This window comes from Mycolicibacterium setense (genome assembly GCF_000805385.1).
Lineage (GTDB): Bacteria > Actinomycetota > Actinomycetes > Mycobacteriales > Mycobacteriaceae > Mycobacterium > Mycobacterium setense.
Genome location: NZ_JTJW01000009.1, coordinates 362,487 through 388,491, shown reverse-complemented (window position 1 = coordinate 388,491; position 26,005 = coordinate 362,487). Strand labels below are relative to the sequence as shown.

Annotated in this window: 26 protein-coding genes; 14 read left to right on the top strand and 12 right to left on the bottom strand. The window is 66.9% G+C overall.

Annotation, left to right across the window (positions count from 1 at the left end):
- Window positions 1–19 precede the first annotated feature (19 nt).
- Complete coding sequence (locus QQ25_RS24440) at window positions 20–850, bottom strand: alpha/beta fold hydrolase (RefSeq protein ID WP_039381534.1); 831 nt, start codon at window positions 848–850, stop codon at window positions 20–22.
- A 62-nt stretch (window positions 851–912) separates the two neighbouring features.
- On the opposite strand from QQ25_RS24440, the gene QQ25_RS24435 reads away from it, so the two are divergent.
- Complete coding sequence (locus QQ25_RS24435) at window positions 913–1,518, top strand: TetR/AcrR family transcriptional regulator (RefSeq protein ID WP_039381532.1); 606 nt, start codon at window positions 913–915, stop codon at window positions 1,516–1,518.
- 78 nt (window positions 1,519–1,596) lie between these two features.
- Here the strand turns inward: QQ25_RS24435 and QQ25_RS24430 are convergent, their stop codons facing one another.
- Both QQ25_RS24430 and QQ25_RS24425 read right to left on the bottom strand, forming a co-directional pair.
- Window positions 1,597–2,787 (bottom strand): lipid-transfer protein, encoded by a 1,191-nt coding sequence (locus tag QQ25_RS24430; RefSeq protein WP_039324148.1) that lies wholly within the window; start codon window positions 2,785–2,787, stop codon window positions 1,597–1,599.
- A 15-nt stretch (window positions 2,788–2,802) separates the two neighbouring features.
- Window positions 2,803–3,186 (bottom strand): hypothetical protein, encoded by a 384-nt coding sequence (locus tag QQ25_RS24425; RefSeq protein ID WP_234711968.1) that lies wholly within the window; start codon window positions 3,184–3,186, stop codon window positions 2,803–2,805.
- A gap of 75 nt (window positions 3,187–3,261) precedes the next feature.
- Here QQ25_RS24425 and QQ25_RS31130 point away from each other — a divergent pair, with 75 nt between their 5' ends.
- Together QQ25_RS31130 and QQ25_RS24420 are read left to right on the top strand one after the other, a co-directional pair.
- Window positions 3,262–3,399, top strand: a complete 138-nt coding sequence (locus QQ25_RS31130; protein WP_169748648.1) for an F-box protein — start codon at window positions 3,262–3,264, stop codon at window positions 3,397–3,399.
- Between the two features lie 30 nt (window positions 3,400–3,429).
- Window positions 3,430–4,473, top strand: coding sequence for an NAD(P)H-dependent amine dehydrogenase family protein (locus tag QQ25_RS24420; protein WP_039381529.1), 1,044 nt, complete (start codon window positions 3,430–3,432; stop codon window positions 4,471–4,473).
- A gap of 61 nt (window positions 4,474–4,534) precedes the next feature.
- Here the strand turns inward: QQ25_RS24420 and QQ25_RS24415 are convergent, their stop codons facing one another.
- Window positions 4,535–5,578, bottom strand: a complete 1,044-nt coding sequence (locus QQ25_RS24415; protein WP_039381527.1) for a zinc-binding dehydrogenase — start codon at window positions 5,576–5,578, stop codon at window positions 4,535–4,537.
- A gap of 64 nt (window positions 5,579–5,642) precedes the next feature.
- Here QQ25_RS24415 and QQ25_RS24410 point away from each other — a divergent pair, with 64 nt between their 5' ends.
- Both QQ25_RS24410 and QQ25_RS24405 read left to right on the top strand, forming a co-directional pair.
- Window positions 5,643–6,497 (top strand): class II glutamine amidotransferase, encoded by an 855-nt coding sequence (locus tag QQ25_RS24410; RefSeq protein WP_039381526.1) that lies wholly within the window; start codon window positions 5,643–5,645, stop codon window positions 6,495–6,497.
- 36 nt (window positions 6,498–6,533) lie between these two features.
- On the top strand, window positions 6,534–7,391 hold the full coding sequence (locus QQ25_RS24405; protein WP_039381524.1) for a patatin-like phospholipase family protein: 858 nt from the start codon (window positions 6,534–6,536) through the stop codon (window positions 7,389–7,391).
- Window positions 7,392–7,466: 75 nt separating this feature from the next.
- On the opposite strand, the gene QQ25_RS24400 is transcribed toward QQ25_RS24405, so the two are convergent.
- Together QQ25_RS24400 and QQ25_RS24395 are read right to left on the bottom strand one after the other, a co-directional pair.
- Window positions 7,467–8,447: a patatin-like phospholipase family protein gene (locus QQ25_RS24400; protein ID WP_039381523.1), complete on the bottom strand. Its 981-nt coding sequence runs from the start codon at window positions 8,445–8,447 to the stop codon at window positions 7,467–7,469.
- A gap of 66 nt (window positions 8,448–8,513) precedes the next feature.
- A complete protein-coding gene (locus tag QQ25_RS24395; protein WP_234706186.1) occupies window positions 8,514–10,118 on the bottom strand; it encodes a SulP family inorganic anion transporter in 1,605 nt (534 codons plus the stop codon).
- 29 nt (window positions 10,119–10,147) lie between these two features.
- Here QQ25_RS24395 and QQ25_RS24390 point away from each other — a divergent pair, with 29 nt between their 5' ends.
- Complete coding sequence (locus QQ25_RS24390) at window positions 10,148–11,857, top strand: SulP family inorganic anion transporter (protein WP_039324129.1); 1,710 nt, start codon at window positions 10,148–10,150, stop codon at window positions 11,855–11,857.
- Here QQ25_RS24390 and lpqV read toward each other — a convergent pair.
- Complete coding sequence (lpqV, locus tag QQ25_RS24385) at window positions 11,854–12,312, bottom strand: lipoprotein LpqV (RefSeq protein WP_039324127.1); 459 nt, start codon at window positions 12,310–12,312, stop codon at window positions 11,854–11,856. The two genes, QQ25_RS24390 and lpqV, sit on opposite strands and share 4 nt — an antisense overlap.
- A gap of 118 nt (window positions 12,313–12,430) precedes the next feature.
- On the opposite strand from lpqV, the gene QQ25_RS24380 reads away from it, so the two are divergent.
- Complete coding sequence (locus QQ25_RS24380) at window positions 12,431–12,955, top strand: cysteine dioxygenase (RefSeq protein WP_039381521.1); 525 nt, start codon at window positions 12,431–12,433, stop codon at window positions 12,953–12,955.
- Window positions 12,956–12,957: 2 nt separating this feature from the next.
- A complete protein-coding gene (locus QQ25_RS24375; RefSeq protein ID WP_039324116.1) occupies window positions 12,958–13,326 on the top strand; it encodes a rhodanese-like domain-containing protein in 369 nt (122 codons plus the stop codon).
- Window positions 13,327–13,337: 11 nt separating this feature from the next.
- Here the strand turns inward: QQ25_RS24375 and QQ25_RS24370 are convergent, their stop codons facing one another.
- Genes QQ25_RS24370 through QQ25_RS24360 form a run of 3 tightly spaced genes read right to left on the bottom strand, consistent with a single transcriptional unit; the run spans window position 13,338 to window position 16,885 of the window.
- Window positions 13,338–15,056 (bottom strand): alpha/beta hydrolase, encoded by a 1,719-nt coding sequence (locus QQ25_RS24370; RefSeq protein WP_039381518.1) that lies wholly within the window; start codon window positions 15,054–15,056, stop codon window positions 13,338–13,340.
- A 9-nt stretch (window positions 15,057–15,065) separates the two neighbouring features.
- Window positions 15,066–15,842 carry an enoyl-CoA hydratase gene (locus QQ25_RS24365; RefSeq protein ID WP_029107898.1) on the bottom strand — a complete coding sequence of 259 codons (777 nt, stop codon included), beginning with the start codon at window positions 15,840–15,842 and terminating at the stop codon, window positions 15,066–15,068.
- Complete coding sequence (locus QQ25_RS24360) at window positions 15,839–16,885, bottom strand: enoyl-CoA hydratase/isomerase family protein (protein WP_039324110.1); 1,047 nt, start codon at window positions 16,883–16,885, stop codon at window positions 15,839–15,841. The genes QQ25_RS24365 and QQ25_RS24360 overlap by 4 nt, the downstream gene beginning before the upstream one ends.
- Window positions 16,886–17,060: 175 nt before the next feature.
- Between QQ25_RS24360 and QQ25_RS24355 the strand changes: the two genes are divergently transcribed.
- Both QQ25_RS24355 and QQ25_RS24350 read left to right on the top strand, forming a co-directional pair.
- On the top strand, window positions 17,061–17,909 hold the full coding sequence (locus tag QQ25_RS24355; protein ID WP_039324108.1) for a Bax inhibitor-1/YccA family protein: 849 nt from the start codon (window positions 17,061–17,063) through the stop codon (window positions 17,907–17,909).
- A gap of 206 nt (window positions 17,910–18,115) precedes the next feature.
- Window positions 18,116–18,973, top strand: a complete 858-nt coding sequence (locus QQ25_RS24350; protein WP_039381745.1) for a DUF559 domain-containing protein — start codon at window positions 18,116–18,118, stop codon at window positions 18,971–18,973.
- A 50-nt stretch (window positions 18,974–19,023) separates the two neighbouring features.
- Here QQ25_RS24350 and QQ25_RS24345 read toward each other — a convergent pair whose 3' ends face one another.
- Window positions 19,024–20,241, bottom strand: a complete 1,218-nt coding sequence (locus QQ25_RS24345; RefSeq protein WP_039324102.1) for an acetyl-CoA C-acetyltransferase — start codon at window positions 20,239–20,241, stop codon at window positions 19,024–19,026.
- A 53-nt stretch (window positions 20,242–20,294) separates the two neighbouring features.
- The gene (locus QQ25_RS24340; RefSeq protein ID WP_039324100.1) at window positions 20,295–21,248 is read right to left on the bottom strand and encodes an SGNH/GDSL hydrolase family protein; all 954 of its coding nucleotides are present in this window, start codon (window positions 21,246–21,248) and stop codon (window positions 20,295–20,297) included.
- Between the two features lie 192 nt (window positions 21,249–21,440).
- Between QQ25_RS24340 and QQ25_RS24335 the strand changes: the two genes are divergently transcribed.
- The 4 genes from QQ25_RS24335 to QQ25_RS24320 all read left to right on the top strand — a co-directional run bounded on the left by QQ25_RS24335 (window position 21,441) and on the right by QQ25_RS24320 (window position 25,991).
- The gene (locus tag QQ25_RS24335; RefSeq protein WP_039381742.1) at window positions 21,441–22,478 is read left to right on the top strand and encodes an alpha/beta hydrolase; all 1,038 of its coding nucleotides are present in this window, start codon (window positions 21,441–21,443) and stop codon (window positions 22,476–22,478) included.
- Between the two features lie 29 nt (window positions 22,479–22,507).
- Complete coding sequence (locus QQ25_RS24330) at window positions 22,508–23,914, top strand: cystathionine beta-synthase (RefSeq protein ID WP_039381516.1); 1,407 nt, start codon at window positions 22,508–22,510, stop codon at window positions 23,912–23,914.
- 265 nt (window positions 23,915–24,179) lie between these two features.
- Complete coding sequence (locus tag QQ25_RS24325; RefSeq protein ID WP_039324095.1) at window positions 24,180–25,283, top strand: DUF2189 domain-containing protein; 1,104 nt, start codon at window positions 24,180–24,182, stop codon at window positions 25,281–25,283.
- Window positions 25,284–25,418: 135 nt separating this feature from the next.
- Window positions 25,419–25,991: a TM2 domain-containing protein gene (locus QQ25_RS24320; RefSeq protein ID WP_039381514.1), complete on the top strand. Its 573-nt coding sequence runs from the start codon at window positions 25,419–25,421 to the stop codon at window positions 25,989–25,991.
- Window positions 25,992–26,005: the final 14 nt, after the last annotated feature.

Genomic DNA, 26,005 nt, shown 5'->3' with positions numbered 1-26,005 from the left:
TTCTCCCGCTCGCGGGACGTTAAGCGCGTACCGCGATCGACGAGAGCAGGTCAGCCAGGCGGTCCGGCCGGTCGACCATCGAGTATGTTCGCGCATCGTCGATGACCTCGAACCGCGCGTTCGGAATGATGTCGGCCAGCCGCCGGCCATCACCGAGCTCGAAGAACAGGTCGTCGGCCGACCACGCGATCAGCGTCGGCTTGTCGAATTCCGGCAGCCGCGCAGCTACTCCGGTGGTGACCTCGGTGCGCAGGGACAGGGAGAGCTCCCGGAGATCCTCGACGATCGCCGGGTTCGACAGCGTGGTCCGCACCCACTCGCGGGTGAACGCATCGATGTTCGAGTGCGCCAGCCCGGCGAAAGCCCGCCGGCGCACCACGGGGATCCGCATGGCCTGGATGCCGACGCGGAACAGCGTCTTGGACCGCGCGGCCACGATCACCGGTTTGAGAATGGGCGGCGGAAAGTGTTCGAACGCATCACAACTCGTCAGCACCAGAGCGCCGAGCCGCTCCGGATGGTGTACCGCCACCAGCTGCGTGACCACCCCGCCGGTGTCATTGCCGACGAGCACGACGTCCTGCAGGTCGAGTGCGGCAAGCGTGTCGGCGACGATCCCGGCCATCCCGCGGATCCCGCGGTCGGCACCGGGACGCAGGGGTTCGGGATGCGCGCCCAGCGGCCAGGTCGGGACGATGCATCGCAGGCCGCGCTCGGCCAGCCGCGAGCTGACCTGCCGCCACAGCTGACCGCCCATCATGTAGCCGTGGACGAAGACGACCGGCCTGCCGTCAGATGGTCCGAATTCCTCGTAATGGATGGTTCCGGCGCTAATCTCAATGATCGACATGGATGACTCCCGGCTCGATACGCATTTACGAACAGTCTGCCGGTAACTTACCAACAGGGTGTATGGAAAACAAGAGACGTACTCAGGAGGAGCGCTCCGCGGCCACCCGCGAGGCGTTGATCTCGGCTGCCCGGCGGCTGTGGGGCGAACGGGGGTACGCCGACGTCGGCACCCCCGAGATCGCGACGGCCGCCGGTGTGACCCGCGGCGCGATGTATCACCAATTCGCCGACAAGGCAGCGCTTTTCCTGGCGGTTGCGGAGGCAGTGGAGCAGGACGTGATGTTCCGGTTGGCCGAGGCGGTCGCCGCATCGGGCGCGACGTCACCGGCCGATGCGATCCGGGCCGCGGTCGATGCCTGGCTGGAGGTGTCCGGTGACCCGGAGGTGCGGCAGTTGATCTTGCTCGACGCGCCGAGCGTGCTCGGTTGGGCCGGTTTCCGTGATGTCGCCCAACGCTACAGCCTGGGGATGACGGAGCAACTGCTCGCCGAGGCGATCAAGGCGGGCCAGCTGGCCCGTCAGCCGGTGCGGGCACTGGCCCACGTGCTGATCGGCGCTCTCGACGAGGCCGCCATGGCCATCGCCACCGCCGAGGATCCGAAGAAGGCGCGCCGCGAGATCAGGCAGGTGTTACGCCGCCTGATCGACGCGATGTTGTCGGCCTGAGTTCTCCCGCGAGCAGACACAAACCTGCCAATTTGTCGGCGATTTTGGGCAGTTTTGCGTCTGCTCGGCGGGGAAGTCTTACCGCTCGGCGCGCTGATAGGCGGTCACGACGGCCGCGCCGCCGAGGCCGATGTTGTGCTGCAGCGCCGCGTTGACGCCGTCGACCTGACGTTTGTCGGCGGTGCCGCGCAACTGCCAGGTCAGCTCGGAGCACTGGGCCAGGCCGGTCGCGCCGAGCGGGTGGCCCTTGGAGATCAGGCCGCCGGACGGATTGACCACCCAGCGACCGCCGTAGGTGGTGTCGTCGTTGTCGATCAGCCGCGGCGCCTCACCCTCACCGCACAGGCCCAGGGCTTCGTACAGCAGAAGCTCGTTGGCGCTGAAGCAATCGTGCAGCTCGATCACCTGGAAGTCCTCGGGGCCCAGTCCGGACTGGCTGTAAACCTGTTGTGCGGCTTGCACGTTCATGTCGTAGCCGATGATGTTGGCCGCGCTGCCGTCGAAGGTCGAGGCGAAGTCCGTGGTCATCGCCTGCCCGACGATCTCCACCGCCTGAGCGGCCAGCCCGTGCTTGTCGACGAATGCCTCGCTGGCCAGGATGGCTGCACCCGAGCCGTCGGAGGTGGGAGAACACTGCAGCTTGGTCAGGGGATCGGAGATCATCTTGGCGGCCAGGATGTCGTCGAGCGTGTACTCGTCCTGGAACTGCGCGTACGGGTTGTTCACCGAATGCTTGTGGTTCTTGTAGCCGATCTTGGCGAAGTGTTCGGCGGTGGTGCCGTACTTCTTCATGTGCTCGCGGCCTGCCGCGCCGAACATCCACGGCGCGACGGGGAAGGCGAACTCATCGATCTCGGCCAGGGCCTTGACGTGCTTGCCCAGCGGGGACTCGCGGTCCTGCGCACCTGCCTGAAGCGAACCGGGCTGCATCTTCTCGAAGCCCAGCGCGATCGTGCAATCGGCCAGCCCGCCGCGGATCGCTTGTGCGGCAAGGTAAAGCGCTGTCGAACCGGTCGAACAGTTGTTGTTGACGTTGACGATCGGGAGGCCCGTCATGCCCAACTCGTAGAGCGCGCGCTGACCGGAGGTCGAGTCGCCCGAGCAGTACCCGACGTAACCCTGCTGCACCTGGTCGTAGGAGATGCCCGCATCCTCGAGCGCCTTGGTGCCCGACTCCCGCGCCATGTCCGGGTAGTCCCAACCCTCGCGACGTCCGGGTTTCTCGAATTTCGTCATCCCCACACCGACGACGAACACTTTGTTAGCCATGCAACGGAACATACTTCATCTCGAAACCGGGTCAATCGTCTTCAACTGGAGTTGGCGCAACCGCACCGCCAATGCCGCCGCGGCCAGCAGCGAGAACACCCCGAGCTGCCACCAGTCGGACGGATTGCCGCCGTCGCGGTCGAGGTAGTGGTTGACCGCGTGCAGGGTGTTGGCCACCAGGAACCCCGTCAACACCACGGCGATCACATCGCGCCACCACAGCGCGAACAGCATCGTCGCTGCGATGCCGATCTGGAACACGCCTGCGTCGTGCAGGAAATGCACGTGATTGGGCCAGTTGGCCCACTGGGCGAACGACTCCGGGTCGATCCGCATCCACACTCCGGTCACCAGCATGCTCAGCGACGCCACCACCACGACGATCTGGACGAATCTCATCTGCATACCCATCAGACGGCGCAGACCGGTGGGATGTGACAGTCACGTTCGGCAAGGCTTTCTCGTCAACCCGGTATGACCTACCTCGCCGACCATTCATTGCTGCTCACGGTGCCCGCGTTCCTGCCTGCCGTCCTGGTGGTGCTCGTGATCTCCTACCTCGCGCGGCGAGACCGTGCTTCCGCTGACGACGACGGTGGTGTAGACCAGTAGAACGTGTTCTAGTTCCGCCGAGGAGGGGTCTTGACGCTCAAAGTGGTGCAGTGGGCAACCGGCGGCGTCGGGGTGGCCGCGATCAAGGGCGTACTCGAACATCCTGAGCTCGAACTGGCCGGATGCTGGGTGCATTCCGAGGCCAAGAACGGCAAGGACGTCGGCGAGATCATCGGGACCGGACCGCTCGGCATCACCGCGACGAGCAGTGTCGACGAGATCCTGGCGCTGGATGCCGATGCGGTGATCTACTCGCCGCTCATTCCCAACCCCGACGAGGTCGCGGCGCTGCTGCGCTCGGGCAAGAACGTCATCACCCCGGTGGGCTGGCTGTATCCCAGCGAGAAGCAGGCCGCACCCATGCGGGCCGCCGCGCTGGAGGGCAACGCCACCCTGCACGGCACCGGCATCGCGCCCGGTGGAATCAGCGAGAAGTTCCCGCTGGTGTTCTCGGCGATGGCCACCGGGGTGAACTTCGTTCGCGCCGAGGAGTTTTCCGATCTCCGGACCTATGACGCACCCGATGTGGTGCGTCATGTCATGGGATTCGGCGGCACTCCGGACACCGCGCTGAGCGGGCCGATGCAGAAGATGCTCGACGGCGGATTCATCCAGGCCGTCAAGATGGTGGTCGATCACGTCGGGTTCGAGATCGATCCGCGGATCCGGGCCACCCAGGAGATCGCCGTGGCGACCGCACCCATCGACTCGCCGATCGGCGTCATCGAACCCGGCCAGGTGGCCGGCCGCAAGTTCCACTGGGAGGCCCTCGTCGACGGCGAGCCCGTGGTGCGTGTCACGGTGAACTGGCTGATGGGCGAGGAAAACCTCGACCCCGCATGGACTTTCGGCCCGGCCGGGCAGCGCTACGAGATGGAGGTCCGCGGCAACCCGGACTTCACCGTGATCATCAAGGGTTTCCAGTCCGAGGCCGGGGAGGAAGGCCCGGAGTCCGGTGTCGTCGCCACCGCCGCCCATTGCGTCAACTCGGTGCCCGCGGTGTGCGCTGCCGAACCCGGTGTCGTCACCTACCCGGATCTGCCACTCATCACAGGCAAGGCGCGTCGAACCTGAGCTTGCGTGCGAATAATCACCGAGAACTCGCACATATCTTCAGATTCGGCGTATGGAAATCCTATGGCCGCACCAGAATCCGAATCGGATTGCCCTCCTGGCGTTCCAGCTTGTCGATACCCGACGCGATGTCCTCCAGTGACACGATCTCGCTGATCGACCGCGACAGATCCAGCCGGCCCAGTGACACCAGCGTGGCGAGCGTCGAGATGTCGACGTTCTGATACCCCAGATGGCCGAGCACCTGCTTCTGGGTCAGGCCGAACATCGACGTGGGGCCGATCGTGGGTTCCTGGGCGCTCATCCCGACCGCGACCAGCCGGCCACCGACCGTCAACTGGCTCAGCGCCTGCTCGAACGTCGACTTGAGCCCCACCGCGTCGAACGCCACATCGAGCCCGCGGCCACCGGTGACGTCGGCGATCTTCTCGCCCAGCTCCTCGTCACCGGCGTCGAACGCGTAATCGGCGCCGAGTTCGAGGGCGCGCTCCAGCACCTCGGGCTTGACGTCGACGGCCACCACCGGCACGGCGCCGACCAGCCGGGCCAGCTGCGCGATATGGGTGCCCACGCCGCCCAGGCCCCATACCCCGACCGACTCGCCGATGCCTACCTTGCCCGTGCGCACCACCGCGCCGTAGGGCGTCGACACCGCATCGGCCAGGATCGCGGCCTGCTCCAGCGGCACGTTGTCCGGAACCCGCGTGAGTCCAACGGCCTGAGCCAGCGTGTACTCGGCCCAGGCCCCGTCATAAGCGAAGGCCATCAACCGGATTCGCATGCAGTTCGCGATATCGCCGCGCCGGCAGTTGGGGCATGCCATGCAGGGCCTGCCCGCCGCGACGATGACGCGGTCGCCCTCGGCCCAACCGGTGACTCCGGGACCCAATTCGGCGATGGTGCCCGAGGCCTCGTGTCCTTGCGTGACCACCGGCGCCTGCGCCGGAAAGGTGCCGTTGATCAGGCTGAGGTCGGAATGGCAGATGCCGCAGAACGCCACCTTGACCAGCACCTCGCCCGGCCCGGGTTGCGGGATCGGAACATCCTCCACCACAACCCTTTTGGTGTCGGCGTAGAAACGTTCCGCCCGCATGGTGGCTGTCATGGCGTTCTCCTCGTCTCACCGGTTACTATCCGCATCATGGCACTTCATCGGGCGCGCTGAGGGCATGTGCCGATTGTTCGGCTTGCACGCCGGCCGCCGACTGGTGCCGGCGACCTTCTGGCTGCTGGACGCGCCGGACAATCTCGCCGAGCAGAGCAGGCGCAATCCCGACGGCACCGGGCTCGGCGCATTCGGTGCCGACGGCCTGCCGGTGGTGCACAAGGAGCCGGTGGCGGCGTGGCAGGACAGCGAATTCGCCACCGAGGCACACGATGTGACTGCGACGACCTTCATCGCGCACGTTCGCTATGCGTCGACGGGAGCGCTCCACGCGGCCAACACCCATCCGTTCCTCCAAGACGGGCGGATCTTCGCGCACAACGGCGTGGTCGAGGGCCTGGACGCGCTCGATGACCGGCTGCACGAGCTCGGGGTGGCGGACCTGGTGGGTGGACAGACCGATTCCGAGCGGGTTTTCGCGCTCATCACCGCCGCTGCCCGTGCCCGTGACGGTGATGTCGGCGCCGGCATCGTCGAAGCCATCGGCTGGCTTGCCGACACCGTGCCGATCTACGCCGTCAACCTCCTGCTCAGCACGGCCACCGGCATGTGGGCGCTACGTTATCCGGACACCCACGAGCTCTACCTGCTGGACCGCAGGAAACCGCGTGACCGGCAACTGCGCTTGCACAGCCCGCGGATCCGCGCCGAGTCCCAGCACCTGAGTGCACAGCCGTCGGTGGTGTTCGCCAGCGAGCCGATGGACGGCGAGGACTGGCAGCTCATCGAACCCGGCGAGCTCGTCCACGTCGACGCGGATCTGCACATCGACCGCCGGACCGCGCTTCCAGGGCCGCCACGCCTCCTCCTGCGCCCCGACGACCTGTCCGCCAAGGCCGCGGCCTCACAGCATGCCTAGCTCTGGGATTTCGAGGCCCTGGCACACTCGACGTTCGTGACTTCCAAACGTGCATTGGTGCTCGCCGGTGGCGGTATCGCGGGCATCGCCTGGGAAACCGGCATCCTGCAGGGCATCGCCGACGAATCGCCCGACACCGCCGACGCGCTGCTCGCTTCGGATGTGCTGGTGGGCACGTCGGCGGGTTCGACGGTGTCGGCTCAGCTCAGCAGTGGGCTCGGCCTGGAGGCACTGTTCGAGCTGCAGGTCGGTTCAGAATCGGCCGAACTCGATCCCGGGGTGAGCATCGACACCATCACCGACCTGTTCGTCAAGGCCATGCTCACGCCGGGCACCACCAAGGCGCAGAAGCTGCGGGAGATCGGTGCCGTGGCGCTCGACGCCGCCACCATCGACCCGGCCGTGCGTCGCAAGGTGATCGAGCAACGTCTCCCGTCGCATGACTGGCCCGACCGCGACCTGCGGATCTCGGCCGTCGACATCGATACCGGCGAACTGGTGACGTTGGACCGGAACTCCGGGGTGTCGCTCGTCGACGCGGTGGCCGCCAGCTGCGCGGTACCGGGAGTGTGGCCCGTGGTGACCATCGGCGGCCGGCGGTTCATGGACGGCGGCATCGGCAGTGCGGTGAACATGGCGCTGGCCGCCGACTGTGACAGCGTTGTGGCCTTGGTACCGCAAGGGCGTTCGACACCATCGCCCTTCGGTGATGGCGCGGCCCAGGAGGTCGACGGATTCGACGGCCGCTCGCTGGGCATATTCGCCGACGACGACGCACTGGACGCCTTCGGGACGAACCCGCTTGACCCGCGGTGCCGGGTGCCGTCGGCTCGGGCCGGCCGCGCCCAGGGGCGACGCGTGGCTGCCGCCGTCGCGCAGTTCCTCGCGGATTGACCGCCGAAACGGCATTCCAGCAGGCGGCTTCTCGCACTTCTCCTGCTGGAATGCCGTTTCGGCAAAATGCGGCGGTCAGCCGTCGAGCGCGCGGGCGGTCAGTTCCCGTCCCACGTCGATCACCTCGGCCGCGCGGTTGAACTCCAGGCTGCGGCACACCGTGCGGGGCACCTCGATCAGAAGGTCCGGCGGGTAGGCCGCGAGCGTGTGCCGGGCCAGCGCGGCCTGCGCGATGTCGATGGTGCGGTACATCACCTCGAAGCTGCCCAGCCGCGGCACCCCGGCCGGCTCGGCGACAACCGGAGGTTCACCGTCGGGATCGATTTCGGGGTCATCGCCTTCCGGGAGTGACGCCCCGAACCGGCTCAGTACCGCGCGGGCCGTTGGCCGATCCAACACGGCGCGCACCGATGCGGTGTCCAGCACCGCCGAGGTGCTGCGCATCATGCGGTTGAGCCATTCGGTGGTGGGGCGCCGGTCGGGATCTTCGGGTGTGGCCGCGGCAGTGCCCGGGTCACCGCCGGACAGGCTGACCGCGATGGTGAGGTCCGCGTTGACCGCGGCAATCGGCGCCATGGGCAGCGGGTCCAGGATGCCGCCGTCGCCCAGCAACCGGCCGTTGAGCACATGCGGGGCGATCACCCCGGGAATGGCGATCGACGCGCGGATCGCCGAGACCACCGGGCCGCGTTGCAGCCACACCGACTTGCCCGCGATCAGATCCGTCGCGACCGCCGTGTAGGGGATCGGCAGGTCCTCGATCGTGGCCTCGCCGACGATGTCGCGGACCGCGTCGAGGATCTTCTCGGCGCGCAGGATGCCCGCCGCGGTGATCGACGGATCCAGCAGCCGCAACACCGCCCGCTGGGTCAAAGTCCGTGCCCAGTCGGCGAAATCCTCCAGCTTCCCCGCCGCGTGCAGGCCGCCGACCAGCGCACCCATCGACGACCCGGACACGCCGACGACCTCGTAGCCGCGGTCGCTCAGCTCGTTGATCACCCCGATGTGGGCGTAGCCGCGTGCCCCACCACTGCCGAGAGCCAGAGCAACGCGCATGCGTCCATTCTGCGGTTTGATCCGCGATGTCCGTGAAGACGCCTGCCAAGTGGCTTGCCGAGCGGCTCACTGCCTGGTCGAATCGACTCCGTCGCCAGTGGTGCCGAAGTAGCGCCCCTGGCTTTCCACCTCCTGCCACCAGGGCCAGCGCCGTGCTGTCTCGTGCAGCTCATCGCTCAGCCCGGCATACCGGACCTCGATGCCGTCGAGCTGGTTCTCCAGATCGCGTAACCCGTCAAGGATCGTCGAGGTCAGCCAGGGCAACCGGGACAGATCGAGGATCACCACCTGAGGGCGCGGTTCGCGCGCACCGACCAACGCGACGACCGCCTCGGTGTTGGCTCGCAGGTTGGCCGTGTAGAGCCCGAGTTCGAAACGCAGGACCAGCGGATCCCCGGAGACTTCTACGACGTGAGCGCGATTGGCCTCCCTCAGTACGAAATACAGGGTCAGCAGGACTCCGACTGCGACGGCGGGCAGCAGACCGACGGTGAGACCGAACACCCCGACGATCGCGGCGAGACTGAATTCCAGCTTGTCGAACCGATACAACCGCCGCAGTGCGCCGATGTCGATGAGACCGAGCACCGCGACCAACACCATCGCGCCGAGCGTCGCCTGCGGCAGCTTGGAGAGCACAGGCGCCAGGAATACCGCCACCAGAACTGCGAGCCCTGCGGTGACCAGACCGCAGACCTGGGATCGAGCGCCGACGCGGAGGTTCATCCCGGTCTGCGAGAAGCCTCCGGCTGGCGGCAGCGAGTGGAAGAACGAACTGACCAGTGCCGCAATGCCGGTGGCGGACAGCTCGCGATCGGCGTCGATCTGTGGTTCGTCATGGCGGCGAACGCCGCGGGCCACCGCGACGGTCTCCAGGAACGCCATCATCGCGATCGCCAATGCGCCCGGGATCAGCTGACCGATGTGGTCGAGTGCGGGCAGAGCCGGCAGCGGAATGCCTCGCGGCACCTCGGGAATCAACTCCACACCCATCGACGGCAGCCCACCGAAGGCGGCCAGCGCGATACCGAGCGCCACCACGACCAGAGGCCCGGGCACCAGTGGGGCGAGCTTTCCGATCAACAGCAGCAGCGTGATCGTGACGATGGACAACAGCACCGTGGGCAGATTCGCGTCGCCGAGGTGGCGCAGCACCGACCACAGGATGTGGAAGAAACCGGTGGCATGCGGATCATCTTGCACACCAAACAGTTTGGGGATCTGGGCAGCGGCGACAGTCAGGCCGACACCGACCTTGATGCCGAGTAACGTTGCCTCGTTGATGTTCTCGATGATCGCGCCGAGTCGCAGCAGCCGTGCCGCGAGCAGGAACGCTCCGACCAGCAGTGTCAGCGTGATCAGATGTGCTTGGGCGTCCGGGGATCCGGCCGCGATGCCGGCGCCGAGCATGGTCGACGCACTCAACGTCGCGATCGTCGAAGTGGTGCTGACGCTTGCCGTCCGCGATCCACCGATGAATGCGTACACCACCAGCGGCAACATGCAGGTGTACAGCCCGAACTGGACCGGCATGTGGGCCACGGTCGCGTAGGCCATGGCCTGCGGAATGATCACCGCCCCGGCGGCCAGACCGGCCACCACGTCGGCGCGTAGCCACGCCCTCTGATACGGAACGATTCCCGGCACGCGCACATCCGAAGTATCGCCCACCACGATCTGTTTCGTGGGAGGGTTGATACGTGGGCGCACCAACATTCGCGCGGAAACTGGGCCGTCCCAAGCCTCGAGATGTGATTGCCGGGCTGGTGACGGGGTTGTTCTCCATTCCCGAGGGAATGGCCTATGCCAGCATCGGCGGGTTCAACCCGGTGGCAGGCATCTACGCCGGCATCGTGCCCGGCATCGTCGGGTCACTGTTCGCCCGCACGGTGCTGATGGTGACGACGCTGACGAGCGCGATCGCACTGACATCGCGCAGCGTGCTCAAGGAGGCCGGGCTGGATCCGGCCGATCCCGCCAACGTCGCCGCCCTGGCGATCGTGGTCGGTGTCGTGATGCTGCTGTTCGGCCTGCTGCGGTTCGGCTCGATCATGAACTTCGTCTCCAACGCCGTGATGACCGGTTTCTCCACCGGCATCGCCCTGCAGATCGTCGCCGGCGTGCTCGGCGACGCCACGGGATACAAACCGCAGAGCGGCAACACCATCGGCAAATTCATCGACGCGTTGGCCCACATCGGTCTGTGGTCCGGCGCCGCGGTGGCGGTGGCTCTTGGCACCGTCGCGGTATGGGCGGTGTTCCACTTCATCAAACCGCTGGAGTCCTTCGCGACCCTGCTCGCGCTGGTGGTTGTCACCGCTGTTGTCGCGGTGGCAAAGGTGGACGTCGAAACTGTCGGTGACATCGCGTCGATCGCGAATGCGCTTCCACCGGTGACGGTTCCGAACTTCGCCGCCATACCCGAACTGCTCGTCGGCGGCGTGGCGGTGGCACTCGTCGCCCTGGCCCAGGCCGCCGGAATCTCGGCTGCCGTGCCCAATCCCGACGGCAGCCGCACCAACATGAACGGCGATTTCCTGGCCCAGGGCGCGGCCAACGTCGCGGGCGGACTGTTCGGTGCGCTGCCGGCCGGCGGTTCACTGTCGCGCACCGGGGTGTCGACCTCGGCGGGTGCCCAGACCCGGTGGTCAGGCATCTTCGCCGGCATCTGGCTCGCGCTGCTGGTGCTGGTGGCCGGGTCTGCCGCGGAGATCATCCCGATGCCGGTGATCGGCGGGCTGATCCTGGTGATCGGCGCCGAACTCGTGGTCGGCCGGCTGCCCGACATCAAGCTGGTGCTGCGCGTCGCCCCGCTGTCGGCGGTGGCGATGCTGGTGACCTTCGCGGCCACCACGCAGCTGCCGTTGCACACCGCGATCCTCATCGGCGTGATCACCTCACTGGTGCTCTACTGCGCCAAGGCGGCCAAGGCCGCGCAGTTGGTGGCGCTGACACCGACCGGAGACGGTGACTGGAAGGAATCACCGGTTCCCGAAAAGTGCGCCAGTAACGACGTCACCGTGCTGCACTACGCCGGGGTCGGGCTGTTCGCCGAGGTGGCCCGCATCGACGAGGACTGGCCGCGCGCCGAGGGCACCTCAAATGCCGTCGTGGTGCTGAGCCTGCGGGCGCTGCCCGATGTGCCGTCGTCGGTGACGATCAAGGCGCTGCGCCGCTGGGCCGGCCAGCTGAAGGCCAACAACGGACGGCTGATCATCGCCGGCGTCGAACCCGGGACCGCGGAGGTGCTGCGGCGCGGCGGTCTCGACGACCTGCTGGGCGACGACGGCATCGAACCGGCCACCGACCGGATATTCGGCGCACTCGACATCGCCGTCGAGCGGGGACGTGCCTGGGTGGCCGCCCAGGGCGGCGCGCCGGGGGATTCGCCGCAGCGTGATTCGAACTAGCTGCAGAGTTCGTCGGCGGCCGCTCGCGCCGCGACGATGACAGCGGCCTGCCGGGCCGGCTCCAGCTCGGCCCACGCCACGTTGTAGGTGCCCGGCCCTGGTGCCGCGCCAGGTGCCTGCAGGCTCGCCAGGTACGGCTCGACCTGCGCCTTGAGGTCGCCGCCCTTGCCGTCCATCCACACCTTCGCGGCGTGACAGGCCTGGAAATACTCCTCTTCGGTGGACTGCGCGTCAGCGCCGACCGCGGTGGTCACCCCGCCGGGGGACACCGCGACCTCGCCGGGCTTGGCCGTGGGGGTCGCCGCCTCGGCGGTTGTGGTGGTCGGCGGGGAGGGCACCGCGGACTCTCCGGACTGATCCTTGCCGGCCTCCGTCGAGCATCCGATCAGCAGGCCCAGCCCGGCGGCTGTGACGGCTCCGGCGGTCAGGCGTGTGGTCCACGTGTAACTGCGCATGCCGCCAATCTATGCAACACTGGCCGCCGTGACGGAAGGGACCGGATTCCAGGAGTGTTGTCGGGCTCGCTAGCGCGCCCGTCTGCCCTGATCCGCCGTCATCCCTGGAGCTTCACTGATGCTGTCCACTCTTGCGCCCATTCCTGCCGTCTCCGCGCCAACCCGGCTGCGATTGCCCGACCTGCTGCACGCCACCGACCGCGCCGCCGACGACGTGTTGTCCGGACGCTATGACCGTCTGCTGCGCGGGCTGCCGAAGGACGACCGTTGGTACACCCGGTTGTCCGGCGACGACGAAGTCGAGGTCTGGCTGATCAGCTGGGTGCCCGACAGGTCGACCGAACTGCACGACCACGGCGGCTCACTGGGTGCCTTGACCGTGGTGTCCGGTTCACTGCGCGAAACTCGTTGGGACGGTGAGCTGTTGCGGCAACGGCGGCTGACGGCAGGCGATCAGGCGGCCTTCCCGCTGGGCTGGGTCCACGATGTGGTGCATGCGCACGGTCCGGTGACGGTGTCGGGGCCGACGCTGAGCGTGCACGCCTACTCGCCGCCGCTGACCGCGATGTCCTACTACGAAGTGACGCCGCACAACACGTTGCGGCGCAACCGCACCGAACTCACCGACGCGCCGGAGGGATAGCGATGAGCCGTATCGACACCGTGCTGGAGCAGGCCCGGGCCCGCCTGCGCCGGCTGCCCGCCTCAGATCTTCCCGAGGCGCTGGACTCCGGCGCCGTGCTGGTCGACATCCGACCGGAGGCACAACGCGCGGCCGAGGGCTCGGTGCCCGGCGCCCTGATCATCGAGCGCAACGTGCTGGAGTGGCGCTGCGACCCGACCAGCGATGCGCGGATTCCGCAGGCCGTCGACGACGACGTCTACTGGGTGATCCTGTGCTCGGAGGGCTACACCTCAAGCCTGGCCGCCGCCTCGCTGGTCGACCTGGGGCTGCACCGGTCCACCGACGTCGTCGGCGGCTATCACGCCCTGGTGGCGGCCGGACACGCCTGACCTGCTGCGGCTCAAGCGTTTTCGTTGTTCGACAGCATCGGCCGCAGTTTCGCGGTCATCTCCGGTGTCCACCCCGGCGGCTGAAGCACCGCGGCCCACGCGTCGGCCACGTTCTTCACGTACACATGGCCGTGTCCGTCGGGCACGTCGACTGCCACCGCCATGTCCGCTGACACCTGCAGGAACGTCACCATCGGAATCCACTCCATGCGGCGCGATACGTCATACCCGCGGGGCTCGCGGAGCCAGTCCGGTTTGGCGAACAACAAGTCGGGCGTCCACCACGAGATCGGGTCCGACGCGTGTTGCAGGTACACCGCGCGCGGGTGGCCCCACGGCGCGTCGGGCCGGTCCAGATTCTCCGCTGTCGCGCTGAACCGGACGTTTTCGCCGTTGTCGTAGATCGGCAACCACTCCGGTGAAACGGCATCGCGATCCCGGGTGAGCGTCGTCCAGATCGTGTTCTTGAACGTCGGGCCCGAGAACAGCGCGCCGTCGGTGCGGGCGACGAGATTGTTCAGCGCCAGGAACGGTGCCTCCCCGCCGAACGATCCCAGGCTCTCGCCGAATACCACCAACTTGGGGCGCTGCTCCTGTGGCATCGCGCGCACCAACGCGTCGACCGCCTCGAACAACGCCTGCCCCGCCTGCAACGCGTTCTCCTGATCGACCAGGAACGACAGCCAGCTGGGCAGGAACGAGTACTGCATGCTCACGATCGCGGTGTTGCCGTTGTACATGTACTCCAGGGCCGAGGCCTCGGCCTCGTTGATCCAGCCCGTGCCGGTCGTGGTGGCCACCGCGACCACAGCCCGGTTCAGCCCGCCGGTGCGCTGTAATTCCCTGGCCGCCAGCGCCGCAGTGGCTTTGATGCCGTCGGCGGAATGCAGGCCGGCGTACGCGCGGATGGGTTCTGTCGCGGGTTTGCCGTTGAACCGCGAAAGTTGTTGCACCGTAGGGCCGGCCGACACGAACACCCGGCCCTGATGGCCCAGCGTCTCCCATGCGGCCAGCGATTGCGGGCCTCCCGAGCGCAGATTCGTCATCGGCGCGGGGAAGTCGGGGTCATCCTCATCGTTGACGGCCGCGAAGGTCCGGTTGATGGTGTCCATCGCCACCCGGGCCACCACACCGTTGAGCAAGGCAACGCTCAATGCCAACAACAACGCCACGACCACGACGGCCGAAACCCGTGGTGGAAGAAAACGATCCAGCTTGCGGTCCAGGAATCGCACCAGCTTGCCGATCAGCTGGCCCAACTCGACGAACGCGAACAGCACCACGATCGAGAGCACCGCGGTCAACGGGTGATCCCAGAACTTCAGCCGGGGCACTCCCATGAAGTCGCGGATCTCGTCCTGCCACACGTGGAAGTACACGATCATCAGGATCTGGCCGATGACGCCGACGACCAGCAAGGCCAACCACGCCCACTTCGGCGCGCGCGGGCTGGTCTCCGCCGAACGCATGTAGCGCACCAGCCACACCCCGAAAACGCCGAGGCCATAGCCCGTTGCGCCGGCCGCGCCACTGACCAGGCCCTGGAACAGCGGGCCGCGCGGCAGCAGCGACGGCGTCAGCGAGAACCAGATGAACACCAGCCCCACCGCGGTACCGAAGAACGTGTAGTGGCGTAGCCACCACACCGGCTTGGCCGCCGGACCGGCTGCGGGCTCGGATGGAGCCTCGGCGGTAACGGTGGCCGGTGAGGGTGAGTCGGTGTCGGTCACCCGTCGACTTTAGCGATGGGTGAAGTTGGCGGCGCGCTTCTCGGAGAACGCCGCCATGCCTTCCTTCTGGTCGGCTGTGGCGAAGGCCGAATGGAACAGCCTGCGCTCGTAGAGCAAACCCTCGGCCAGGCTGGACTCGAAGGCGCGGTTGACCGCTTCCTTGGCCATCCGCGAGGCCGAAAGCGACATCCCGGCGATGGTCTCCGCCACGGCAAGGGCCTCGTCGATCAGCGAGTCCGCCGGCACCAGGCGGGAAACCAGGCCTGCCCGTTCGGCTTCCACGGCGTCGATGGTGCGACCGGTGAGGATGAGGTCCATCGCCTTGGCCTTGCCGATCGCTCGGGTCAGCCGCTGGGAACCACCCATGCCCGGCAGCACGCCCAGCTTGATCTCGGGCTGGCCGAACTTGGCCGTATCCGCGGCGATCAGGATGTCGCACATCATCGCCAACTCGCAGCCGCCGCCCAGCGCATACCCGGCGACCGCGGCGATCGTGGGGGTGCGGGTGGCCGCGAACTTCGACCACAGCTCGAAGAAGTCGGCCGAGTACACATCGGCGAACGACAGCTCGGCCATCTCCTTGATGTCGGCGCCTGCGGCGAACGCCTTCTCGTTTCCGGTGAGGATGATGGCGCCGACGCCGGAGTCGCGGTCGAGTTCGGCTGCGGCACTGGTCACTTCGGTCATGACCTGGCTGTTGAGCGCGTTGAGCGCCTTGGGCCGGTTCAGCGTGATGGTGGCGACCCGGTCGGTGCGGGTCACCAGGATCGTCTCGAACTCACTCATTTGGACTCCTCCTGAAAGGTCAGATCGGGTTCTGCCGGAACGAAGTACGCCTCGACGTCGGCGGGGGTGACGGCGTCGATCGAGGCAGGGGACCACTGCGGGTTGCGGTCCTTGTCGACGAGCTGAGCGCGGATGCCTTCGACGAAATCATGGGATTTCACCGATGCGCACGAGGTCCGGTATTCCTGGCGCAGCACGTCTTCCAGTGTCTCCAGCTTCGCGGCCCGACGCACTGCTTCCAGCGTCACCGCCAGCGCGATGGGGGAGCGGGTGGCGATCAGATCGGCGGCCTTTTCGGCGGCGGCTCCCTGGCCGCGCAGCGCGGTGACGATATCTGCCACGGTGTCGCCCGCGTAGCACTCGTCGATCCAGCCGCGCTCCTGCAGCAGGGGGCTGGCCGGCGGTTCGACGGCGTAGGTGGCCAGCGCGTTCTCGACGCCGTCGGCGACGACGGACTCGGTGAAGGCGGCCAGCTTGTCATGGGGCACGTAGTGATCGGCGAAGCCCATGGCGATCGCGTCGGCCCCGGAGAACGGTGCACCGGTGAGCGCGGCGTGCAAGCCCAGCCGGCCCGGAGCCCGCGAAAGGAGGTACGTACCACCGACGTCGGGGATGAAGCCGATGCCGACCTCGGGCATGGCCATCTTGGTGGTGTCGGTGGCCACCCGAACGGTTCCGTGTGCCGCCACACCGACACCGCCGCCCATCACGATGCCGTCCATCAACGCCACGTAGGGCTTTGGATAGCTGCCGATGTAGGCGTTGAGCAGGTACTCGTCGTACCAGAACCGGCGCGCGTCGGCGCCGCCGTCACGAGCGCTGTGATAGAGCGCCACCACGTCGCCGCCCGCGCACAGGCCGCGTTCGCCGGAACCGGTCAGCAGCACGGTGTGAACGGAGCCATCGTTCTCCCAGGCGTGCAGCGCCTCGGACATGCCCTCGACCATCGCGTCGTTGAGGGAATTGATCGCCTTGGGCCGGTTCAGCGTGAGGATGCCGACGCCGTTGCGGACACTTACTAGGACGTCCTCGTTTTCTGTCACGATTTGCAATCTAGTTCGGACCCCCAGGGACGGTGCGCTACGGGTAGGGTTTGCCTCAAGATCGAACCTGGAAGTTTCCTGGGAGTCTTTCGCTTCCACGGGAACCTGCCCAGAACATCGATCGTTGAGCTAGTAGTTCGTACTCGAACACATCTCTATAGGAGAGGACCCGACGGTGCGCGAATCCAGCAACCCGGTATTCCGTAGCCTGCCCAAGACGCAGGGCGGATACGCAAATTTCGGTACCGGAGCCGCCGGCTTCGGTGCTCAACAGGTGCATGCACAGCAATATGCACCTGAATATCCCGATCAGCGGCAGACCGGTGTCTCCCGGCCGCTGACCATCGACGACGTCGTCACCAAGACGGGCATCACCCTGGCCGTCCTTTCGGTCGTCGCGGTGGTGTCCTACTACCTGGTCTCCGGCAACTTGACGCTGGCGACGCCGTTCGCCCTCGTCGGCGGGCTCGGTGGTCTGGTCCTGGTGCTGATCGCCACGTTCGGACGCAAGCAGGACAATCCGGCCATCGTGCTGAGCTACGCGGCGCTGGAAGGTCTGTTCCTCGGCGCGGTGTCGTTCATCATCGCCAACATCGCCTCGGTCGGTGGCGTCGGCATGATCGCGCAGGCGATCGTCGGCACCATGGGCGTCTTCTTCGGCATGCTGGTGGTCTACAAGACCGGTGCCATCCGCGTGACACCCAAGTTCACCCGGATGATCATCGCCGGCATGTTCGGCGTCTTGGCGCTGATGCTGCTGAACTTCGTGCTCGCGATGTTCGGCGTCGGCGGCGGTGCCGGCTTGGGCCTGCGTGACGGCGGCATGCTGGCGATCGGCTTCTCGCTGCTGTGCATCGGCCTGGCGGCGTTCAGCTTCCTGATCGACTTCGACGCTGCCGACCAGATGGTCCGCGCCGGTGCTCCGGAGAAGGCCGCGTGGGGCATCGCCCTGGGCCTGACCGTCACCCTGGTCTGGCTGTACATCGAGATCCTTCGGTTGCTGTCGTACTTCAACAACGACTAGCAACCCTGCCCCGAGAAAGGCGTCCGCGATTGCGGGCGCCTTTTTCTTATGGGTTGACTCTGCGATGAGGGCGTAGGTTTCTCGTACTTTTGCACCCTGGACGCAGAGTCAAACCGGTGGTCCACACCGCGATGTTCATCCACAGCGCGAAGCCCCGGGGGGTGTGGGCGGCGACGAATGTCGGCAATCGAAACCAGCCTGTGGCCATGGACATCGGAAGTGATCCCTTCGTCGGCAGTGAGGCTTTGGCGTGCGGTGCGGTGAACCGCCACGAGTTGCGCCATTACTACCGATCGCTTATGCCAAATGTGTACCTGGACAAGCGGATTGCCCTTACTTTACGGCGACGGACGCAGGCCGCGTGGTTGTGGTCTCATCGCGAAGCGGTGGTCGCGGGTCTCGCGGCGTCCGCGATGCATCGCGCAGAGTGGATTGACGACGACGTTCCGGTCGAGCTGATCTGGGCGAATGCGAGGGCTCCGCGTGGAGTGATCACCCGCACCGATCTGTTGTTGGCCGGGGAGATTCAGCGGCTCGACGGACTCAATGTGACGACGCCCGAGCGGACGGCATTCGACATCGGCAGGCGCGGGCCGCTGGGGGAAGCGGTGGCGCGGCTCGATGCGCTCGGCAATGCGACTGGATTCAAAGCCGTCGATGTCTTGGCGCTGGCGGATCGTCATCGGCGTACGCGTGGGCTACGTCAGCTTGAGGCTGCGCTCGATCTCTATGACCCGGGTGCCCAGTCGCCCAAGGAAACCTGGCTTCGTCTCATGATCATCGACGATGGTTACCCGCGGCCGCAAACCCAGATCCCGGTGCCGGGCCCGAATGGCCGGTCGCGGTATTACCTGGACATGGGGTGGGAGGAGCAGATGCTCGCGGTCGAATACGACGGCGTACAGCATGCCGATGCGCTTGGTTACGACATCGTCCGCCACGAACACATCAGGCGGGCCGGTTGGACCACGATCCAAGTAGCCAAGGGCCACCGTCGGGTAGACATCCTCCGGCGTCTGCGTCGTGCGTGGAATGAAGTCGCCGAGCCGGTGACTCTGCGGTGAGGGCGCGGGTTACTCGCACTTTTGCGCCCTCCACGCAGAGTCAACGCAAATTAGCTCAAGCGCTCCACAACCATCGCCATACCCTGGCCGCCACCGACACACATGGTCTCGATGCCGAACGTCTTGTCGTGGGTCTGCAGGTTGTTGAGCAGCGTGGCGGTGATGCGGGCACCGGTCATGCCGAACGGGTGGCCGAGCGCGATGGCGCCGCCGGAGACGTTCAGCTTGTCCTCGTCCATGCCGAGTGCGCGGGCCGAGCCGAGCACCTGCACCGCGAACGCCTCGTTGATCTCGTAGAGGTCGATGTCGTCGATGGCCATCTTCGCGTTGGCGAGGGCCTTCTTGACGGCCTCGATCGGGCCCAGGCCCATGATCTCGGGCGAGAGTCCGGAGACACCGGTGGACACCACGCGGGCCAGCGGGGTCAGGCCGAGCTCCTTGGCCCGCACATCGCTCATCACCACGAGCGCGGCGGCGCCGTCGTTCAGCGGGCAGGCGTTGCCGGCGGTCACGGTGCCGTTGGGCCGGAACACCGGCTTGAGCTGGCTGATCTTCTCGTAGGTGGTGCCGGCGCGCGGGCCGTCGTCGGTCGACACGACGGTGCCGTCGGCCAGCGTGACCGGGGTGATCTCACGGGCGAAGAAGCCGGAGTTGATGGCCTCCTCGGCGCGGTTCTGCGACCGCACCGCCCAGTGGTCCTGGTCCTCACGGCTGACGCCGGTGTGCAGCGCGACGTTCTCGGCGGTCTGGCCCATCGCGAGGTAGACGTCGGGCAGCAGACCGTCCTCGCGGGGATCGTGCCATTCGTCGGCGCCGGCGGCGGCCTGCTCACTGCGGGCCATGGCGTCGGCATACAGCGGGTTCTTGGTGTCGGGCCAGCCGTCGGCGTTGCCGGTGGCGAACTGCGACACGGTTTCCACACCGGCGGAGATGAACGCGTGGCCCTCGCCGGCCTTGATCGCATGGAACGCCATCCGGGTGCTCTGCAGCGAGGACGAGCAGTAGCGGTTGACGGTGGTGCCGGGCAGGAAGTCGTAGCCCAGCTGGACTGCGACGGTGCGGCCGATGTTGAAGCCGGACTTTCCGCCCGGCTGGCCACAGCCCATGATCAGGTCGTCGATGTCGCGCGGGTCCAGCGCGGGCACCTTGTCGAGAACGGCCTTGACCATCTGGGCGGCGAGATCATCGGGCCGCATGGTGACGAGTGAACCTTTGCCGGCCCGGCCGATGGGTGAGCGGGCGGTGGCAACGATGACGGCTTCAGGCATGACGGCTCCTGCTGATCGGATGGCGTAGAAAACTGTAGAAACTCAGGTTGAAACTAGCCCGCGTGCACCACGATGGGTGCGGGCACCCCGGTTGAGCGGCGCCACAGCCTGCTGACCGCGCCCAGCCGGGTCAGCAGCGTCCGGGTGTCGGCGGATCCGGATTCCAACGCCGCGTCACCGTCCCATTCACCGAGGGCAGCGCACAGCGCGGGGAGCAACTGCTTGGCCGCCAGCGCATAGCCGGCCGCCGACGGATGGAACATGTCTTCGGAGAACAGCAGTTCAGGGGCCTTGTAAAACTCCGGCGCCAGCAGATCGGAGAACGGAACGGGAACGCCGCCGGCAGCGCGTACCTCGCCGGCCTGCGCGCGGGCCAGGCGCAGACCGCGCCTGCGGGTATACCAGCGCAGTGGCTGCGGGATCGCGGTGATCACGCCGAAGTCCGGGCAGGTGCCGACCACGACGACGGCCCCCGCCGAGCGCAGCCGGCGTACCGCGGCACCCAGTCGACGCGCCGATGCCCCGAGGCCGTTGGGCTTGGTGATGTCGTTGGCGCCGACCATGATCACCGCGGCATCGGGCGGCGGTCCGGCCACGAACATGGCATCGATCTGCCCGGACAGGCCTTTCGAGGTGGCTCCCACAATCGCCTTGGTACTCAAGCGGATTCGCTTGTCGAGCTGTTCGGCCACACCGCGCGCGATCAAGACCCCGGGCACCTCGTCGGGCACGTGGCAGCCGTATCCGGTGGCAGTCGAGTCGCCGAAGATCATCAGATGTAGGTCGAACGGGACTCCGCGTTCCCATTTCTCGACGGGCCCGCCGCCGGGGAGGTACACGCCGTCGGCGCGAGGCGGGATGTCCCACGATTTGGGGATGACCTGCCGCGCCTTGTCTGCCTGCCCGTTCAGCAGGTTGCGCGCTCCGATGTACGCCGAAGCCGTAGAAGCCAGCGTCGCCGCTGCGGCGAAAGTGATGGTCGACCGACGCGCCAAGCGTGTGCCCACGTGGTCAGTTTAGGCGGACGAGACGGGTTGTCCGCGTGGCGCCTCAGCGTGGCGGTCACGGTGCTGTATCAAGTCCGGTATCAATTCAGTTTATTTGACTGTTGAACTGTTTACGGATGTCAAGCTAAGTTACCCGGGTTGTCTGAGTGACGAAGCTCACCTAGCACTACAAAGACGTAGGAAGTGGTGACGATGACCGCACCGAGCAAGGTATCCAGGTCTCATCATGCTGCTATAGGCCCAGCTAGGGCGTACCGCGGGCGTAGGTTTCCGGTCAGTGACGGCGCACCCGTCGAGGTGGTCGAGGACGGACCGAGCCTGGCCGGCCGATTGGCTTCGCTGGCGGCGATGCTGACAATCAAACCGACCCTGGCGATTGGTAGCCACGTACCGCATCTGCCGTGGCCGTTCGGGCTCCTCAATTTCGCCGCCCGGCTGATCCGGCCGGTGCCCGGGACCATCAAGGCGACCATCGCGTTGTCCCACTGCACCGCGCAGCTGGTCCGCGCCGACGGCGTACTGCCCGCCGACGGCAAGCGCAGCGTCATCCTCTATCTGCACGGTGGCGCGTTCCTGGCCTGTGGGGCCAACACGCACTCCGGCATCGTGACCGCGTTGTCGGGATATGCCGACAGCCCGGTGCTCGTCGTCGACTACCGCATGGTCCCCAAGCACTCGGTGGGCACCGCGATCGACGACTGTTACGACGCCTACCAGTGGCTGCGGCTGACCGGCTATGAACCGGACCAGATCGTGCTGGCCGGTGACTCTGCGGGTGGTTACCTGTCGCTGGCCCTGGCCGAGCGCCTGCTCGACGAGGGCGAAGTGCCCGCCGCCATCGTGACGATGTCGCCACTGTTCGAGATCGACAACGAGTCCCGGGCCAACCACCCGAACATGCACTCCGACGCGATGTTCCCGGCCAAGGCGTTCGACGCACTCGTCGAGCTCGTCGAGGTCGCGGCCAAACGCAACGGCGAGCACGTCTACGAGCCGCTCGATCATGTCGAGCCCGGCCTGCCGCGCACGCTGATCCACGCGTCCGGCTCGGAGGTTCTGCTCAGCGATGCCCGAAAAGGGGCACACATGCTGGCGGCGGCCGGGGTGCCCGTCGAGCTCCGGATCTGGCCCGGTCAGATGCATGTCTTCCAGCTCGCGTCACCTCTGGTGTCGGAAGCGAAGCGCTCTTTGCGCCAGATCGGCGAATACATTCGAGAGGCCACCTGGTGAGCTGTCGGCGGGCCTGAGACCATTGACGTATGCGCATCGCCAGGCACATCAGTGAGCTCATCGGCAACACTCCGCTGGTACGGCTGAACTCCGTTGTCCCAGAAGGCTCGGGCACTGTCCTGGCCAAGATCGAGTACCTCAATCCCGGCGGCAGCTCCAAGGACCGCATCGCCGCCAAGATGATCGACGCGGCCGAGGCCAGCGGTGAGCTCAAGCCCGGCGGCACCATCGTCGAGCCGACGTCCGGCAACACCGGTGTCGGTCTGGCCCTGGTCGCCCAGCTGCGCGGCTACAAGTGCATCTTCGTCTGCCCCGACAAGGTCAGCGAGGACAAGCAGAATGTGTTGCGCGCCTACGGTGCCGAGGTTGTGGTGTGCCCGACGGCGGTTCCGCCGGACCATCCGGACAGCTACTACAGCGTCTCCAACCGGCTCGTCGAGGAGATCGACGGCGCCTGGAAGCCCGACCAGTACTCCAACCCGATGGGGCCGGAGAGTCACTACGAGACGACGGGCCCGGAGATCTGGGCAGACACCGACGGCACCGTGACCCATTTCGTGGCCGGCGTCGGCACCGGCGGCACCATCACCGGTGCCGGGCGCTATCTTAAGGAGATCTCCCACGGCCGCCAAGGTGGGCCCGTGAAGGTGGTGGGCGCCGACCCGGAGGGCTCGGTGTATTCCGGTGGCACCGGCCGCCCCTACCTGGTGGAAGGTGTCGGTGAGGATTTCTGGCCGTCGGCCTACGATCCCGCGGTACCCGACGAGATCATCGCGGTATCCGACGCCGATTCGTTCGACATGACGCGACGGCTGGCCCGCGAAGAGGCCCTGCTGGTCGGTGGGTCATGCGGCATGGCGGTGGTGGCCGCGCTGGAGGTGGCTCGCAAGGCGGGCCCCGACTCGGTGGTCGTGGTGCTGTTGCCCGACGGCGGACGTGGTTATCTCTCAAAGATTTTCAACGACGCCTGGATGTCGTCCTACGGATTCCTGCGCAATCGGCTCGACGGTTCGATCGAACAGTCGACCGTCGGCGACGTGCTGCGCGGCAAGTCCGGTGCGCTGCCCGACCTGGTGCACACCCACCCGTCGGAGACCGTGCGCGACGCGATCGGCATTCTCCGCGAGTATGGCGTGTCCCAGATGCCGGTGGTCGGCGCCGAGCCTCCGGTGATGGCGGGCGAGGTGGCAGGCAGTGTCTCCGAGCGGGAACTGCTGTCCGCGGTGTTCGAAGGGCGGGCGAAGCTGGCCGACGCGGTCGCCGAGCACATGAGCCCGCCGTTGCCGCTCATCGGTGCGGGGGAGTTGGTTTCCACTGCGGCCAAGACACTGCGTGAGTGCGACGCGGTGATGGTCGTCGAAGAGGGCAAGCCGGTCGGTGTGCTCACGCGCCACGACCTCCTCGGATTCCTGTCCAATGGCGGCAGCAGGCACTAGCCAGATCGCGGCGCCTCGCGACGCGTGGAATACCTTGTCTCCAGCAACTTCTCAGCTAGGGTGAGCTGGCCGAGGGCCGGCAAACTCAGACACCATCGCTGCCCATGGCGAGGACTGTCCCGCTGTGCTCGGCGAATGCGCTCGTGTTGACCTGCAAAACCGGGTTGGCGGTGCGTAATCTGCGTGTGGAGCAGTCAGTACTAGGTGCCGGCAGAAAGTAGCGCCCGTTCGCGGAGCGCTATCCGAGATGAGGAGAGCTTTCGACGTGACCGATCAACCGCCCCCGCCCGGGAATTACCCGCCGCCGCCAGAGGGCGGATATCCGCCACCGCCTCCACCTCAGCAGGGTGGCTACCCACCACCTCCGCCCCCCGGTGGCGGTGGTTACCCGCCGCCTCCCCCCGGTGGCTATCCGCCTCCGCCGCAGCAGGGCGGTTACCCACCTCCGCCCCCGGGTGACGCCGGTGGGTACCCGCCGCCCGGTGGCTATCCGCCGCCTGGCGGCTATCCCCCTGCAGGTGGTTACCCGCCTCCGGGTGGTTACCCGCCACCGGGTGGCTATCCGCCGGCGGGATATCCGCAGGCCGGCGGCCCCGGCTTCGGCGTCGCGCCGTACAACATCGGCGACGCCCTGTCCTGGGCCTGGAACAAGTTCCTCAAGCATCCGGTCGAGCTCATCGTGCCGGGCCTGGTGTTCGGCGCGGCATCAGCTGCCGTCTGGGTTGTCATCACTCTCATCGCAGCCGCCGTGTCGCCCGGGACCACCAGTAGCTACGAGAACTATGACGACAGTTTCAGCTTCGGGGCCTCGAGTGATCTCGGTGTGGCCGGCGCGATCGTGATGTTCGTCGGCGGGATCGTGATGTTGATCCTCAGCGGGTGGATCGCCGCGGCCTACACCGCCGGACTGCTCGACATCGCCAACGGGCAGCCCGTGTCGATCGGATCGTTCTTCAAGCCGCGCAATGTCACCAACGTCATCCTCGCGACGGTGATCGTCGGCGCGATCACCTTCGCGGTCAACTTCGTGCTGCAGCTCCCGAGCGCCTTCATCCCGGGGCTCTGGTTCCTGACCATGCCGCTGTCCTTCATCGCCGGTGTGGCCATCGCCGTTTTGTTCCTGTTCACGACGGTGGCCGCCGTGGACCGCAATCTCAAGGCGGTCGACGCGGTCAAGGCGAGCTTCGCCCTCGTGAAGCCCAACTTCGGCACCGTGCTGCTCACCGTGCTCGTGATGTTCGCCATCGCGATCGTCGGCGCGATCCCGTGCGGGCTGGGCCTGATCATCGCGATCCCGCTGGTCCTCCTGATCCAGGTGTATGCCTGGCGCCGGCTCAGTGGCGGCCCGGTCGCACCGCTGTCCCAGTAGCAGAACCGAACTCGACGCCCACGGCGTAAGGCAGAAATGTCTGCGTCGTGGGCGTTGTGGTCCGTGCCATCATGTGAGCTAGCCTGCCGATGCCGATTCCATCCGCTCGGTGCATTCGAGAAAGTCAGGGCCGCAATGTCAATGCCGAATCCGCCCGGAGACATGTACGGGATGCCTCCCCAGGGAATGCCTCCCCAGGGAATGCCTCCGCAGGGCGTGCCGCCCCAGGGAATGCCCCCACAGGGCGTGCCGCCACAGGGAATGCCCCCGCAGGGCGCGCCCCCGCAGGGTTACCCGCCCTACGGTGGCTACCCGCCCCAGGGACCGCCCGCCGGGTACCCGGGGCAGCCGCAAGGCGCGCCGCCGGCGTACCCGGGGCAGCCGCAGCCCTACGGCGCCTACCCCATGGACCCGTCGGCGCCCTACGGTCGCGACCCGCTCACCGGCGAGCCGCTGTCTGACAAATCGGCCATCACCGCCGGCCTCCTTCAGTTCTTCCTGGGCGGTCTGGGTGTCGGGCGCTTCTACATCGGCTCCACCAACATCGGCGCGGCCCAGCTCGGACTGACCATCCTCGGCATCATCACGTCATTCTTGATCGTCGGAATCTTCATCTGCGTCGGAGTCGGCATCTGGGCCCTGGTGGATGCGGTGATGATGTTCACCCGATCGATTCCCGACCAGTACGGGCGGAAGCTGCGCAGCTGACCTGTCGGGGTGAG